Here is a 13,157-nt window from a genome sequence, read left to right on the forward strand (position 1 = left end):
CCACATGAGCACGTTCGATCTGGCCGCTGCCAAGGAGCAGGTCCTCGAGTACTGCCTGCGCTCGATGCAGTACGGCCTGAACTTCAACACGCAGGGCAACATCAGCGTCCGGGTACCGGATCAGACCGACCGCTTTCTGATCACTCCCACCGATCTCGAATACGACAGGATGACCGCCGACGACATCGTCCTCGTCGACGGGGACTCGAACCTCATCGAGGGTCGCCACGAGCCCAGCTCGGAGGTCACCGTCCACATGGCCGTGTATCGGCGCCGCCCCGATGTCAACGCCATCGTGCACACCGAGCCGGTGTTCGCAAACGTGTGGGGCGTCATCGGCGAACCGATCCTGGGGACGCTCGTCAACATGGTGATCTACACGAAGGGCAACGTCCCGATCATGCCGTTCGCGCTGAGCAACCGCACCGAGTTCGGCGACGCGATGTGCGACGTCATGGGCGATCTGAACGCGGTGGTCTGGGCGAACCACGGCCTGCTGACCGTCGGCGAGAACCTCCGCGACGCATTCAAGACTTCCGTCGCCGTGGAGTCCGCCGCGAAGGTGCAGATCTACTCGCGCATCGCCACGCCGACGCCCATCGTCCTCGAGTTCGAGAAGCTCGGCATCACCACGTCGCTCTGACCGAGGCATCCCGAACATGGCTCTGAAGACCCTCTCCGATGTCCTCGCCCGCGCCGAGTCGGGCGGCTACGCCGTCGGCGCATTCAACGTATCCGACCTCAATCAGGCCGTCGCCGTCCTGCGGGCCGCGCGGCAGGAGAGGTCTCCGGTGATCGTCCAGGCGATCGCCGGTATGCATCCGTACGACGACGAGGGCTGGTGGTGGGATCGGCTCCGCGAGCTGATCGAGAGCTTCCCGGACGTGGATGCCGTGCTGCACCTCGACCATGGCCGCACGTTCGACGACTGCGTCCGCGCCATCGCGCACGGCTTCACGAGCGTCATGATCGATGCGAGCCGTGACCCTGCGACCGACGAGCCCGCGGACTTCGACGCGAACGCCGCGTTGACGAAGAGGGTCGTCGAGCATGCGCATCCGCGGGGCGTCAGTGTGGAGGGCGAACTCGGCACGATCGGCGGCGCCGAGGCGGGCCTGAGCGGCACCGTGGAGGACATCGTCTTCGCCGACCCGGACCTGGCGACCGAGTTCGTCGCCCGCACGGGCGTCGATGCCCTCGCTGTGGCCGTGGGCACGAGCCACGGGTCGGTGAAGTTCACCACCGACGAGCAGGGACAGCGGCTGCGGATCGAGCTCATCGCCGAGATCCACACCCGGATCCCCGACACATTCCTGGTCCTGCACGGCAGCAGCTCCATCCCCGCCGCCAGCGTCCGCACGATCAACGAGCATGGTGGAACCCTCCCTGAGTCGTACGGGATCGACACCTCCCAGAAGCAGCAGGGTGTTGCCTCCGGCATCCGCAAGATCAACCAGGGGACGGACTCGCACCTGGCGTGGACCGCGGCCCTGCGCGCGGCGCTGGACGCCGACCGGGTCACGGTGGAGCCGAGCGCCGCGATCGGCATCACGGTCGATGCGATGACGGATGCCGTCGCGCAACGGATGCGGGAGTTCGGTTCCGCGGGCCGCGTGACCGTCGGGTGAGCGCGGCGGCCCGCCCACGTTGACAGCGGCCGCCGCTCCCGACGAGACTGCAAGCGATGAACCAGCCATCGAGATACCTGCCTGCCGCGGCCCGACGACAGCACATTCTCGCCCTCATCGAACGCCGTGGCTTCGCGAAAGTGACGTTCCTCGCGAACTACTTCGGGATCTCCGAGGTGACCGCGCGTGCAGATCTGGAGGCACTCGCCGAGACGAACGCGATCCAGCGCGTGCACGGCGGCGCGATCTCGGGCCTGGGATCGGCGACGTTGGAGCGCACGTTCGATGTGGCGGCCACCGAGGCAGCCGCGGAGAAGACCCGGATCGGCGCCGCGGCGGCCGCGCTGATCAAACCGCACCAGGTCGTCATGCTCGACGTCGGCACCACCACGACGGCGATCGCGCGCGAGCTGCTGCGGCGCGAGCAGCTGGCAGATGTCACCGTCGTCACGAACGCTTTGAACATCGCGCTCGAGCTCGAGACCGCCTACCCGCGCGTGACCGTCGTCGTCACCGGCGGCACCCTGCGACCGGCGCAGCACTCCCTCGTGGACCCGATGGCTGATGCACTGCTGTCCCGGGTGCGCGCCGACATCGCCTTCATCGGCTGCAACGGGGTCTCGGTGGAGTCGGGGATCAGCAACATGAACTTTCCCGAGGCCGACGTGAAGCGCCGGCTCCTGGCCTCGGCCGCCCGACGTGTGCTCGTCGCGGACAGTTCGAAGATCGGCGTCGTGCGCAGCAGTCGCGTCTGTGCACTCGGCGACGTCGATCTGCTGATCACCGGCGAGGAGTCCGAACCGAAGCAGCTCGACCTGATCCGCGAGAGCGGACTCGAGGTGCTGATCGCCTGACGCCGGACCTGCCCACAGGCGCGTGTCGCCGCGAGGCTAGCGGACGGCGTCCTCGCGCGCGGTGACGGCGATACTCTCCTGCAGTCGATCCCAGAGCGCATCCAGGCGGCCGAGGCTGCCCGAGGAGAGCGGCGGCATCGGCCGACGACATGCACCGCCCGGGACGGCGTACTTGCCGACGAGGTGTTTCGCGGCGCCGAACACCTCTTCACGGATCATGGCGTCGAGGGTCTCGTTGATCCGCACCTGCACGGCCTGCGCACCCGCGACGTCTCCGCCGTCCACGCGGGCGCGCAACGATCGGAACAGCTCGATCTGCAGACCGACGGTGGTGCCGATGGACGCGGCCGCGCCCATCATGCGCGCCGGCAGGTACAGTTCATCGAACCCGTTGATCAGCTGCACGTCCGGGTACCGGGCGACCAGACGCTCAGCGCGGAACAGATTCTGGGACGTGTGCTTGATGCCGATGACCTGCGGCAGCTCGAGCAGGCCGTCGTACCCGCCATCGACGATGTCCCGGCCGGTGAACTGGGGGATGTTGTAGACGATGAACGGAATGTCGACGACGTCGATCACGGCCCGATAGTGCGCAATCACGGCTTCCGTCGAGTACTGGTAGTACAGCGGCGGGATCATCGAGATCGCGGCGACGCCGGAATCCTGCGCGGCGCGCGCCAGCGCGATCGAGTCCCGAGTGGTCATCGCGCCCACATGGGCGATGACCGGCACGCGGCCTGCCGCCGCCCGCACAGCCTCACGGCCGATCGCGATCCGCTCGTCCACCGACAGCAGCATCCCCTCACCGGTGGACCCCCCGACGTACACTCCCTCGACGCCGCGCGCGATGTCGACGTCGACGAGGGTCCCCAGTCGATCGAGGTCGACAGACTCGTCCTCGCGCATGGGGGTGACGGTCGCGACGAAGAGGCGGTCGCCGACGACGCCGTTCACCACGCCGTCCACCCGCCGTCCACGACGAGGTTCGACCCGGTCATGTAACGCGACGCGTCCGACGCGAGGAAGACGAGCGCCCCGTTGTACTCGTCGGCCTGCGCCATGCGGCCGATCGGGATGCGCGCCTCGTAGTTGGCGTGGAACTTCTCGTCCTGGGTATCGCGCCATACCCCAGCCGGGGTCAGGGTGTTGACCCGGATGCCCTCGCGCCCCCAGTAGGTGGCGCAGTACCGGGTCAGGTTGTAGATGCCCGACTTCGCGGCCGAGTATGCGACGGGCTTCACGAACGGCACGCCCGTGTCGATCGCCTTGTACGCGTAGATGTCCTGCACCGGCGATACCATCCCGTAGATCGACCCGACGTTCACGATCGACCCTTCGAGCCCCGCTTCGCGCATCAGCCGGCCCGCGATCTGCGTGACCAGGAATGTGCCCACCAGGTTCGTGTCGACGACCTCGCGGAACACCTCCGCCGGGAACTGCTCGAACGCACCCGACACCTCCGGTGGCGCGCTTGGTTGCGTATCGATGCCCGCATTGTTCACGATGATCGTCGGCACACCCCACGCATCCACCACGCGCTGGAACCCCGCCGCGACGCTCGCCTCGTCAGTGATGTCGAGCTGCACGGCCAGCAGCCGGTCAGGGTCCTCGACGATACCCAGTCGCGCGGCCGGGTCGGCGACGACGTGCCGCGACGTGACCACCACGCGGGCCCCCCGCTGGTGCAGCTCCCGCGCGAACTCTGCGCCGATCTGGCCGAACGCGCCCGTGACCACGGCGATGCGGCCCTCCACCGAGAACAGCTGGTCGCTTCCTCGCTCCATGACGATGATCTCCTCGAGTCTCAGATGGATGTCGGGATGCGGTGCGCGGCGAGGTAGTCGCGGTCGAGCACGAGCCCGTGGCCGGGTGCCGTCGGCGGCAGGTAGTGCCCGTTGCGGGTCTGTCCCGTCGACGCGAAGATGCCGAGGTCTGTCCACGTGCCGCCGTCGGTCATCTCGGCGTACGAGATGTTGGGAACAGCGGCCAGGATGCTGGCGCTGAGCTCCATGACGAAGTGCGGCGTCATCGGCAGATTGCGGGTGCGCGCAGCGGCGGCGATGTCGAGATAGCCGGTGATGCCGCCGACCCGTCCGAGGTCGGCCTGCACGAAGTCGACGGCGCCGCCGTCGAAGTACTGCACGAACTGGTCGACGGTGTACACGTTCTCGCCCAGTCCGATGGGCGTGCGCACCTCGCGGGCGAGGCGCACGTGGCCGGGGATGTCGTCGGCCGGCAGCGGCTCTTCGATCCACAGCAGGTCGAACCGTTCGAAGCGCGAGAAGGCGCGCACGGCCTGCGGGTAGTTCCAGCCCTGGTTCGCGTCGACCGCGATGGGGAACGCGCCGACGGCTTCGCGGATCTTGCTCAGCCGCTCGACGTCCTCTTCGAGGTCGGGCTTGCCCACCTTCACCTTGGCGGCCGCGTAGCCGTCGGCCTTCCACCGGCGGACCTGCTCGACCACCTCTTCGGCCGACAGGTTCAGGTTGATGCCGCTGCCGTAGAGGGGCACTGCATCCCGAACCCGGCCGATGATGTCGATGACATTGACGCCGAGGGACTTGCCGAGCAGATCCCACGCGGCGATGTCGAAGGCCGAGATCGCGTGGGTCGTGACGCCCGCGCCCCCGATGTCGTGCACGTACCGGTAAGCCTTGCTCCAGAGAGCGCGCGGCGAGACGCGCTGGCCGACGAGCGCGGGGGCGATCTCGGCCGCGAGCGCGCCGATCGTGCGTGCGCCCATCCCCGAGGTGTGGCTGAAACCGGTACCGACGAGGCCGTTGTCTGCGCGCAGGTCGACCACGGTGACCTCGATGTCGGTCACCTTGTGGATCTGGTCGCCCCATGGTCCCTGCGGAAGGGGCACGCGAGCGAGTGAGATCTCGATCTCGTCGATCCGTGGGATCTCGGTGGTCGCCTGCGCTGTGCCGGTCTGCGCGTATGTCATTCGTGTTGCCTTTCGCATCGAGTGAAGTGTGAGATGGTCAGCCCTTGACCGCGCCGGCGGCCAAGCCGCCGATGAGCTGCTTCTGCACGAGCATGAAGCCGAGCAGCACGGGCACCGCGGCGATGACGCCGCCCGCGGTGAGCAGGTCCCAGCGCACCTGGTAGTCGCCGATGAACAGCTGCAGCCCGACGGGGATCGTCTGGCTCGCGGTCGTCGAGGTGAACGTCAGGGCGTAGAGGAACTCGTTCCACGAGAAGATGAAGATGTACGTGCCGGCCGCGGTCAGGCCGGGCCGCATGAGCGGCAGGAGGATGTGCCGCACCATCTGGAACTTCGAGCAGCCGTCGACCGTGGCCGCCTCATCGAGTTCGGGCGGCAGGCCGTCGAGGAACCCCTTCAGAAGGTACGTCGCGAACGGGGTCGCGAACGTCGTGTACACGAGAACGAGTCCCACAGGGCTGTCGAGCAGGTGGCCGCTCTTGAGCATCGTCGACAGCGGAATCACCAGCAGCACAGCCGGGAACAGCTGCGCGATCAGCAGCACCGTCAGCAGCGCCGTGCGGCCGCGGAACCGGAACCGTGACAGCGAGATCGCGGCGGCCGACGCCACGATCAGCGAGAAGATCACGGTGCTCAGGGCGGTCACGAGGCTGTTGCGCATGTAGTCGAGGAACGGCGTGGTCTGGAACAGTTCGACATAGCCCTGGATGCTGAGGCTTGAGGGCAGTCTGCTCATCCCGTTCGCGATGAGCTCCTTGCCGGGTGTGAACGAGGTCAGGAGCATGACCAGGTACGGCCCGAGCGTGGCGACCAACCAGCCCACGATCAGGATGTACAGGCCGGTGCGGCCCAGACGCCGCAGGGCGCGGAACCGGCTGCCGGGTGGGCGCACCACCGGGATGTGGACCGTGTGCAGGCCGTCTGTCGTGACGAGCGTGTCGGCGGTCATCGCTTGACCCCCTTCGTCTGCGTGAGGCGCAGGTAGATGACCACGAGCACGGCGAGGACGATCGCCTGGATGACCGCATAGGCGGCTCCGCTGCCCATCTGGCCCTGCTTGTACGCCGTCAGGTAAGACTGCAGCGGGATCGTGGTCGAGGCGATACCCGGCCCGCCGCCGGTGAGCACATAGGCGAGGTCGATGTAGTTGGCGGTCCAGATCAGCCGCAGTACAAGGGTGATCAGCACGGTCGGCAGGATCGACGGAACGACCACGTGCCGGAACACGCCCAGTGCGCCGCACCCGTCGGTGCGCGCCGACTCCTTCAACTCTTCAGGGACGGCCTGCAGGGCTGCGAGCACCATGACGGCGAAGAACGGGATGCCCTGCCACGCGTCGATCGCGATCAGGGTGGGCAACGCCGTGTGCGCGTCCGAGAGCCAGGCGACGGGGTTGCTCATGATCCCGGCCTTCTCGAGCAGCGTGTTGATGAGCCCGCGGTTCGGGTCGAGCAGCCACAGCCAGATCAGGGCGACCAGCACACTGGGCGTCGCCCACGGGATCATCGCAAGACCGCGCACGACGCCGCGGAGCTTGAACCTCTGGTTCAGCAGCAGCGCACCGATCACGCCGAAGACGAGCTGCAGCCCGACTCCGCCCAGCGTCCAGAACAGCGAGTTCGCCACGAACGTGCCGAACTGAGGGTCCTGGAACAGGGCGGTGAAGTTGTCGAAGCCGACGAACCCGACCGTGCCGCCCAGAAGGGTCGTCTTCGTCAGCGACAGCCAGATCGCCCGCAGGAACGGGTAGGCGACGAAGACGAGCAGCAGGATCAGGGTCGGCGAGACGAAGATGAGGATGGTCGGGTCGAACCGGCGCTTCGCACCGGTCCGACCCCCCGCTGTCGCAACAGTCATCGTTACTTCTTCTTCAGCTCCGCCGTGAGCTGCTGCAGCATCTGCGCGCTCGTGATCTGGCCCGAGAACGCCTGCTGGATCGTCGGCGACCACGTCGCGTTGATGACCGATGTGGTACCCGGCAGCTGCGGCCAGCTCTTGGCGGTCTTGGCCGCTGTGATGGCCACCTGGTAGGCGGGGTCCTTCTTGAACGCCTCGTTGTCGGCGACCGCGGTGGTCACCGGCAGCTGCCCCTGCGGGGAGGTGCTCATCTTGAGCATCGGAGCGTCACCGAGCAGGAACGTCTCCCATTGCCAGGCGAGCTCCTGCTTCTGCGAGGCCTGGAAGATCACATTGCCGCTCATGGACTGCACGGTCGACGGCTTCGACGGGTCGGCGGCGGGAACCGGGATCACCCCGACGTTGTCGCCGAACTGCGCGCGGACTGCGGCGAGCGAGCCGATGTGGTGGATCATCGTCGCCGTGGTGCCCGACAGGAAGTTGCTCTGCACCTGAGAGAACGATGCCGTCTCGGATCCGGGAGGAGCGTACTTGGCCAGGTTGAGGTACTTCTGGTTGACAGTCTCGGCCGGCGCCTGATCGAGCACGACGTCACCGGACGCGTTGACGAACTGGGCGCCGCCGGCCAGCATCCACGCCGCCCACTGGTCCTGCCCCCCGGCTCCGCCGCGCACGTCCATCGCGTAGTGGCCCTTGCCGGTGAGTTTGGGAGCGTCGGCGAGCATCTCGTCCTGCGTCGCGGGCGGTTGCAGCCCTGCGCCCTTGAACAGCTTCTTGTTGTAGTACATGTACAGCGCCGTGTTCTGATGCGGCATCATGTAGATCTCGTCGCTGCCGGGCACCTTGCCGGCGTTCCACGCGCTGGACTCGACCTCGGACTTGTCCTTCCACGAGTCGATGCGCTTGCTGAGCGGGGCGAGCACGCCGGCTTCGACGAACTGACCGATCCACGAGTCCTTCATGCGCGCGGCGTCGGGTCCGTTGCCGCTGCTGAGCGCGGTGGAGAGCTTGTCGAGGTACTGCGCGGCGGGGACGACCTGCAGCTTGACCTTGCCGTGGCCGCTCTGGGCGTTGAACTCGTCGGCGAGCTGCTGCCACGTGGTGTCGGTGGCGTTGTCCTGCCACAGCCAGTACGTGAGCGTCTGGCCCTTCGTCGAGCCGCCGTCGTTCGAGCCGCCGCTGCCGCTGCTGCCGCTGCAGCCGGCGAGGAGAAGAGCGGATGCCGCGAGGGTGCCGACGGCGACGACCGAGACGCGGCCGATGCGATGCTTCATTGCAGTGCCTTTCGAGGTGAGGTTTCTCAGGTGGTTCGGGTGGAGTGATCGGATGACGGGGCGGCGCGCTGCTGGTCGCGCGACGCCGTGAGACGGGCGCGCACGTCGAAGAAGTGCACATTGAGTTCATGGATCGCCAGCGGCGTGTCGCCGGCCTCGAGGGCCTCGACGATCGTGGCGTGATTGTGTGCCGATGCCGGCAGGTCGCTGCCGACCTGCAGCTGCTCGGACGACTCGTCGAACATGTGCCAGAAGGCGGCGATCAGGCCGTGGAAGGTGTCGTTCGGCACGTGGGTGTAGAGCAACTGGTGGAACGCGGCGTCTTCGTGGATGAACGGCAGCCCGCGGGCGGCCTTCGATTCCATCCGATCGGTGAGGCGGCGAAGCTCGCGCAGGGTCGCAGGCGACATGTTCGCGACGGCGGTGGGGAAGAACGCGGCCTCGAGCACGCGGCGCACGTCGAGCATCTCGAGCATGAGGTCGATCGAGGGCTCCATGAACCTCGTCAGCGCCTCGACGACCGACTGCATGCTGAACTCGCCGAGAACGCGCCGCGATCCCTGTTTCGAGACGACCAGTCCGAGAGCCTGCAGAGCGGCGAGCCCCTCGCGCAACGCAGGCCGACTGACCGACAGGTCGCGGGTGAGCTCGTGCTCCGGGGGAAGCGGTTCACCGGGAAGCAGCTCCAACTCGCGGAAGTGCTGGAACAACCGCATCTCGAGTTCGACGGGCATCACTGACCTCGGCTTGTCTGACAATCGGGTGGGGCCGGTAACGTTCCGGCGACCTCGATCGTACGAACCTGCGCAGTACGGCTGCCAGTTTTGGCCGTCAATCACCGAAGATTGTCTGACAAGCAGCGGGATCTCGTCGCGCGGAACTCAGCGCGACACCTGCAAGCGGGCGCACAGCCCCGCGACGAACACGTCGACCCCGAACGCGAACGCACCGGCCGCATCGTCGACCGCATCGGGCGCGACCACGCCGAGGCTGTCGAACTGCAGCCGCTGCTGCTCGTGCGAGACGTGTCCGAGCACGAAGTGCAGCAGTGCGGTCGCACCCCGGCGGGTGGTGTCGGCGTCGAACCCGCCGCCCGCGATCGCCTCGGCCAGCCGGTCTCGCGCGGCCTCGGCGCCGAGTCCCATGCTGAGGGTGCTCGCGACGACCTCGGCGCCGTCGCGGTAGGCGAGCAGACCGTCGCGGAGTGCGTCCGCTGCGCGTCGCACGTCCCGCGTCCAGTCCTCGGATGCCGCAGCCGCCGGTCGTGCGGTCACGATTCGGTCGGCGAGCTCGGCGAGGATCGTCTGCTTGTTGGGGAAGTGGTGGTACAGCGCGCTGGGCTGCACGTCGAGTGCCGCGGCCAGGCGTCGCATCGTCAGATCGGGCAGGCCGACATCGTCCAGCAGTGCGAGCGCCGCGCGGGCCACGTCGTCGCGCGAATGACGTCGCGGGTTGTCGATCGGGGCCACTCCGCCACTATAGTGAACACCGTTCAGGTGAACAATGTTCAGGTAGAGGCATCCCCATGACAGACATCCCCACCTCCGCACGCGCAGCCGTCCCCGCGCGACGCCGGCTCGATGCGACAGACATCGCCCGCGTCGCCGTGTTCGCCGGGATCATCGCGGTGCTCGGTCTGCCCGGCGCGGTCACGATCTTCGGTGCGGTGCCGATCACCGCGCAGACGCTCGGCGTGATGCTCGCCGGCGCGATCCTCGGTCCATGGCTCGGCGCGCTGTCGATGACGGCGTTCCTGGGCCTGGTGGCGATCGGCCTGCCGCTGCTCAGCGGCGGACGCGGCGGCCTCGGCGTGTTCGTCGGCCCGTCGGCGGGGTACCTCATCGGGTTCGTGGTCGGCGCGCTCGTGATCGGGCTGATCGTGCACGCCGGATCGCGCAAGCCCACGCTGTGGCGCACGTCCGCGGGTGTCGCGGTCGGCGGGATCGTGGTCGTGTACGCCTTCGGCATCCCGCTGCAGGCGCTGATCACGCGGCTGCCGCTGCCCGAGACGTTCCTCACGAGCCTGGTGTTCCTGCCCGGCGACATCATCAAGGCGGTGCTGGCCACCGCGATCACGCTGACGCTCGTGCGCGCGTACCCGCGCGCGTTCCGCCGCACGTGGGCGTGACCCGGTCGCACTCGTGATCAGCCTGCAGGACGTCACGGTGCGCCTCGGCGACGTCGAGGCGCTGCGCGAGGTCACGCTCGAGCTCGACGCCCGCACGATCGCCGTGATCGGCGAGAACGGCTCGGGCAAGTCCACGTTCGCGCGGCTGCTCGCCGGCCTCGTGCCCGCCGCCGCCGGCGCCGTGGCTGTTCTCGGCCTCGACCCCGCACGCGACCTCGACGAGCTGCGCCGCCGGGTCGCCGTCGTGTTCAGCAATCCGGACGCTCAGATCGTCATGCCCACCGTCGCCGAGGACGTCGCCTTCTCGCTGCGCCCGCAGCGGCGGGCACGCCCCCGGCGCGCGGAGGCGAAGGGGGCGAAGGATGCCGCGGCCGTTGCCGCGCGCGTCGCCGCGGCCCTCGACCGGTTCGGGCTCACCGCCCTGGCCGAGCGTCCGTCGCACGACCTGTCCGGGGGTCAGAAGCAGCTGCTGGCCCTCGCCGGGGCGTTCGTCCGGCGGCCCGACCTCGTCATCGCCGACGAGCCGACGGCATACCTCGACGCGCGCAATGCGCGGCGCATCGCCGACCACCTCTTCGAGGACGCGGGCCACCGGCTGGTGCTCGCCACGCACGACCTCGGCCTCGCACGCCGGTGCGAGGCGGCTGTGCTGTTCGACGGCGGCCGGGTGCGCGCGACCGGCGCGCCCGGCGAGGTCGTCGCCGAGTACGAGGCGAGCCTGCGATGCTGACCCTGTACCGGCCGGGTGCCGGCATCCTGCATCGCCTGCCGGCCGGTCCGAAGCTCGTCGGCATCGCGATCCTGGTGCTGGCCGTGTCACTGCTGCCGTCGACCCTGTGGGCGGCGGGCGCGGCGCTCGCGGTCGTGGTCGTCGTGTTCGCTGCCGCCGGTCTCGGTGACGGGATGCTGGGGCTGCGCGTGCTCGGATCGCAGGCGTGGGCGCTGCGCTGGGTCGCCGTGCTGATGCTCGCGGGCCAGCTGGTCTTCCTCGGCCCGGTGCCGGCGACGATCAACACCGGGCGCGTCGTCGCGGCGCTGCTGCTGGCGGGGCTGCTGGCGCTCACCACGCGCGTGACCGACCTGCTGGACGCGATCGAACGCGGGCTCACGCCGCTGGCGCTCGTGCGGCTGGACCCCGCGCGGATCGCCCTCACACTCACGATCGCGCTGAGCACGCTGCCGGTCATGGGACGCATCGCCCGCGACGTGCGCGAGGCCCAGCGGGCGCGGGGCGCTCGCCCGAGGCTGCGCCGCTTCGCCGTGCCCTACCTGGTCATGTCGCTCAAGCACGCCGACGAGCTCGGCGAGGCCCTGGCCGCCCGCGGCGTTCGATAGCCGCAGCTCAGCGCTCGTTGCCGCGACGGTAGTCGCCGGTCACGCCGCTACAGGCCGAGCTCGGTCAGCCCGGCGTGCCCTTCGGGGCGCGGACCCGGAGCATCCCACCGGTACATCCTGTCGCCTTCGGCGATCTGCAGGTCGTTGATGCTCGCGTGCCGGAACAGGCAGCGGCCGTTCTCGTCGAACTCCCACTGCTCGTTGCCGTACGAGCGATACCAGAGGCCGTCCTTGCCCATCGACTCCGAGGCGAAGCGCACCGCGATGCGATTGCCGCCGTACGCCCACATCTCCTTGATCAGTCGGTAGTCGCGCTCCCGGTCCCACTTCTGCGTGAGGAACGCGACGATCTCGTCGTGCCCGCGCACCCACGTCGTGCGGTTGCGCCAGCGGCTGTCGGGGGCGTACGCGGCCGCGACCCGCTCCGGGTCGCGGGTGTTCCACAGATCCTCCGCCGCGCGCACCTTCGCCACGGCATCCGATTCGCTGAACGGTGGGACGATCGGCGTGCCTGCCATCGTCATCTCCTTCGTCGACGGCTGCGCGCGTCCGCGGCCGCGTCGATGCGGCCACTCGTCAGCGCGCGACAGCCCTACGGCCAGGGTAGGCCCGGGATCGTCGGCGGGGGCGCGAGAGGGATGCCGGGGCTCAGACCTCGTCGTCGGGGTGGCGCGGGCGCCACAAGACGATGTCGGTCGATCGACGCACGCGGCGCCCGTGCCGCAGGGTCACGACAGACCCGGTCGCCCCGGCGGCGAACACGCGCGCGCCGGGGCGGTTCTCGACCTCGACGCGCACGCGCGCCTCGAGCGTCTGGACGCGCACGTGCAGTTCGCGCACGCGCTCCTCGAGCTCGAGGATGCGCACGATCGCGGGCAGGCTCATCCCGTCCGCCGACATCCGCGCGACCTCGCGCAGCTGCTGGACGTGGCGGATCGAGTACCGGCGCGATCCGCCCTGCGTCCGTGCCGGCACGACCAGACCGATCCGGTCGTACTGGCGCAGGGTCTGAGGGTGCATTCCGGACAGTTCGGCGGCCGCGGCGATCGCGAAGACAGGGGCGTCCTCGTCGATCTCGCGCTCAGGCTCGCGCTGCGGCATCCGGAATCACCTCCCTCTCCTTCTCAACTATGC

16 protein-coding genes are annotated in these 13,157 nt (G+C 68.8%); 6 read left to right on the plus strand and 10 right to left on the minus strand.

Annotated features, from left to right (window positions below; translation table 11 throughout):
- Positions 1 to 4 precede the first annotated feature (4 nt).
- The 3 genes from AC3RX0_RS09010 to AC3RX0_RS09020 are packed head-to-tail and all read left to right on the plus strand — an operon-like array spanning position 5 to position 2,482.
- Positions 5 to 643 (plus strand): class II aldolase/adducin family protein, encoded by a 639-nt coding sequence (locus tag AC3RX0_RS09010; protein WP_491505642.1) that lies wholly within the window; start codon positions 5 to 7, stop codon positions 641 to 643.
- 16 nt (positions 644 to 659) lie between these two features.
- The gene (locus AC3RX0_RS09015; protein WP_491505643.1) at positions 660 to 1,628 is read left to right on the plus strand and encodes a ketose-bisphosphate aldolase; all 969 of its coding nucleotides are present in this window, start codon (positions 660 to 662) and stop codon (positions 1,626 to 1,628) included.
- 56 nt (positions 1,629 to 1,684) lie between these two features.
- Positions 1,685 to 2,482 (plus strand): DeoR/GlpR family DNA-binding transcription regulator, encoded by a 798-nt coding sequence (locus AC3RX0_RS09020; RefSeq protein ID WP_491505644.1) that lies wholly within the window; start codon positions 1,685 to 1,687, stop codon positions 2,480 to 2,482.
- 36 nt (positions 2,483 to 2,518) lie between these two features.
- Here the strand turns inward: AC3RX0_RS09020 and AC3RX0_RS09025 are convergent, their stop codons facing one another.
- From AC3RX0_RS09025 to AC3RX0_RS09060, 8 genes are all read right to left on the minus strand, one after another.
- Positions 2,519 to 3,448, minus strand: a complete 930-nt coding sequence (locus AC3RX0_RS09025; RefSeq protein WP_491505645.1) for a dihydrodipicolinate synthase family protein — start codon at positions 3,446 to 3,448, stop codon at positions 2,519 to 2,521.
- Positions 3,433 to 4,266 carry an SDR family oxidoreductase gene (locus AC3RX0_RS09030; RefSeq protein WP_491505646.1) on the minus strand — a complete coding sequence of 278 codons (834 nt, stop codon included), beginning with the start codon at positions 4,264 to 4,266 and terminating at the stop codon, positions 3,433 to 3,435. Before AC3RX0_RS09030 ends, AC3RX0_RS09025 begins: the two co-directional genes overlap by 16 nt.
- A gap of 20 nt (positions 4,267 to 4,286) precedes the next feature.
- Positions 4,287 to 5,429 (minus strand): mandelate racemase/muconate lactonizing enzyme family protein, encoded by a 1,143-nt coding sequence (locus AC3RX0_RS09035; RefSeq protein WP_491505647.1) that lies wholly within the window; start codon positions 5,427 to 5,429, stop codon positions 4,287 to 4,289.
- Positions 5,430 to 5,466: 37 nt separating this feature from the next.
- Complete coding sequence (locus tag AC3RX0_RS09040; RefSeq protein WP_491505648.1) at positions 5,467 to 6,378, minus strand: carbohydrate ABC transporter permease; 912 nt, start codon at positions 6,376 to 6,378, stop codon at positions 5,467 to 5,469.
- Positions 6,375 to 7,286, minus strand: coding sequence for a carbohydrate ABC transporter permease (locus AC3RX0_RS09045; protein WP_491505649.1), 912 nt, complete (start codon positions 7,284 to 7,286; stop codon positions 6,375 to 6,377). Before AC3RX0_RS09045 ends, AC3RX0_RS09040 begins: the two co-directional genes overlap by 4 nt.
- 2 nt (positions 7,287 to 7,288) lie before the next feature.
- Complete coding sequence (locus AC3RX0_RS09050) at positions 7,289 to 8,560, minus strand: ABC transporter substrate-binding protein (protein ID WP_491505650.1); 1,272 nt, start codon at positions 8,558 to 8,560, stop codon at positions 7,289 to 7,291.
- A 26-nt stretch (positions 8,561 to 8,586) separates the two neighbouring features.
- A complete protein-coding gene (locus AC3RX0_RS09055) occupies positions 8,587 to 9,294 on the minus strand; it encodes a FadR/GntR family transcriptional regulator (RefSeq protein ID WP_491505651.1) in 708 nt (235 codons plus the stop codon).
- 147 nt (positions 9,295 to 9,441) lie between these two features.
- Positions 9,442 to 10,029, minus strand: coding sequence for a TetR family transcriptional regulator (locus AC3RX0_RS09060; protein WP_491505652.1), 588 nt, complete (start codon positions 10,027 to 10,029; stop codon positions 9,442 to 9,444).
- Between the two features lie 56 nt (positions 10,030 to 10,085).
- Between AC3RX0_RS09060 and AC3RX0_RS09065 the strand changes: the two genes are divergently transcribed.
- Genes AC3RX0_RS09065 through AC3RX0_RS09075 form a run of 3 tightly spaced genes read left to right on the plus strand, consistent with a single transcriptional unit; the run spans position 10,086 to position 12,023 of the window.
- Positions 10,086 to 10,688 (plus strand): biotin transporter BioY, encoded by a 603-nt coding sequence (locus AC3RX0_RS09065; protein ID WP_491505653.1) that lies wholly within the window; start codon positions 10,086 to 10,088, stop codon positions 10,686 to 10,688.
- A gap of 13 nt (positions 10,689 to 10,701) precedes the next feature.
- Positions 10,702 to 11,418: an energy-coupling factor ABC transporter ATP-binding protein gene (locus AC3RX0_RS09070; RefSeq protein WP_491505654.1), complete on the plus strand. Its 717-nt coding sequence runs from the start codon at positions 10,702 to 10,704 to the stop codon at positions 11,416 to 11,418.
- Positions 11,412 to 12,023: a CbiQ family ECF transporter T component gene (locus AC3RX0_RS09075; RefSeq protein WP_491505655.1), complete on the plus strand. Its 612-nt coding sequence runs from the start codon at positions 11,412 to 11,414 to the stop codon at positions 12,021 to 12,023. The genes AC3RX0_RS09070 and AC3RX0_RS09075 overlap by 7 nt, the downstream gene beginning before the upstream one ends.
- A 47-nt stretch (positions 12,024 to 12,070) precedes the next feature.
- Here the strand turns inward: AC3RX0_RS09075 and AC3RX0_RS09080 are convergent, their stop codons facing one another.
- Together AC3RX0_RS09080 and AC3RX0_RS09085 are read right to left on the minus strand one after the other, a co-directional pair.
- On the minus strand, positions 12,071 to 12,541 hold the full coding sequence (locus AC3RX0_RS09080) for a DUF1348 family protein (protein WP_491505656.1): 471 nt from the start codon (positions 12,539 to 12,541) through the stop codon (positions 12,071 to 12,073).
- 130 nt (positions 12,542 to 12,671) lie between these two features.
- The gene (locus tag AC3RX0_RS09085; protein WP_491505657.1) at positions 12,672 to 13,124 is read right to left on the minus strand and encodes a heat shock protein transcriptional repressor HspR; all 453 of its coding nucleotides are present in this window, start codon (positions 13,122 to 13,124) and stop codon (positions 12,672 to 12,674) included.
- Positions 13,125 to 13,157: the final 33 nt, after the last annotated feature.

Source organism: Microbacterium sp. W1-4-2 (genome assembly GCF_058349885.2).

Bases quoted from the DNA above. Each gene is read 5' to 3' on its own strand.
- AC3RX0_RS09075 (WP_491505655.1), top strand. From the start codon at position 11,412: ATGCTGACCCTGTACCGGCCGGGTGCCGGCATCCTGCATCGCCTGCCG.
- AC3RX0_RS09055 (WP_491505651.1), bottom strand. From the start codon at position 9,294: ATGCCCGTCGAACTCGAGATGCGGTTGTTCCAGCACTTCCGCGAGTTG.
- AC3RX0_RS09085 (WP_491505657.1), bottom strand. From the start codon at position 13,124: ATGCCGCAGCGCGAGCCTGAGCGCGAGATCGACGAGGACGCCCCTGTC.
- AC3RX0_RS09040 (WP_491505648.1), bottom strand. From the start codon at position 6,378: ATGACCGCCGACACGCTCGTCACGACAGACGGCCTGCACACGGTCCAC.
- AC3RX0_RS09080 (WP_491505656.1), bottom strand. From the start codon at position 12,541: ATGGCAGGCACGCCGATCGTCCCACCGTTCAGCGAATCGGATGCCGTG.
- AC3RX0_RS09010 (WP_491505642.1), top strand. From the start codon at position 5: ATGAGCACGTTCGATCTGGCCGCTGCCAAGGAGCAGGTCCTCGAGTAC.
- AC3RX0_RS09045 (WP_491505649.1), bottom strand. From the start codon at position 7,286: ATGACTGTTGCGACAGCGGGGGGTCGGACCGGTGCGAAGCGCCGGTTC.
- AC3RX0_RS09015 (WP_491505643.1), top strand. From the start codon at position 660: ATGGCTCTGAAGACCCTCTCCGATGTCCTCGCCCGCGCCGAGTCGGGC.
- AC3RX0_RS09065 (WP_491505653.1), top strand. From the start codon at position 10,086: ATGACAGACATCCCCACCTCCGCACGCGCAGCCGTCCCCGCGCGACGC.
- AC3RX0_RS09020 (WP_491505644.1), top strand. From the start codon at position 1,685: ATGAACCAGCCATCGAGATACCTGCCTGCCGCGGCCCGACGACAGCAC.
- AC3RX0_RS09050 (WP_491505650.1), bottom strand. From the start codon at position 8,560: ATGAAGCATCGCATCGGCCGCGTCTCGGTCGTCGCCGTCGGCACCCTC.
- AC3RX0_RS09035 (WP_491505647.1), bottom strand. From the start codon at position 5,429: ATGACATACGCGCAGACCGGCACAGCGCAGGCGACCACCGAGATCCCA.
- AC3RX0_RS09030 (WP_491505646.1), bottom strand. From the start codon at position 4,266: ATGGAGCGAGGAAGCGACCAGCTGTTCTCGGTGGAGGGCCGCATCGCC.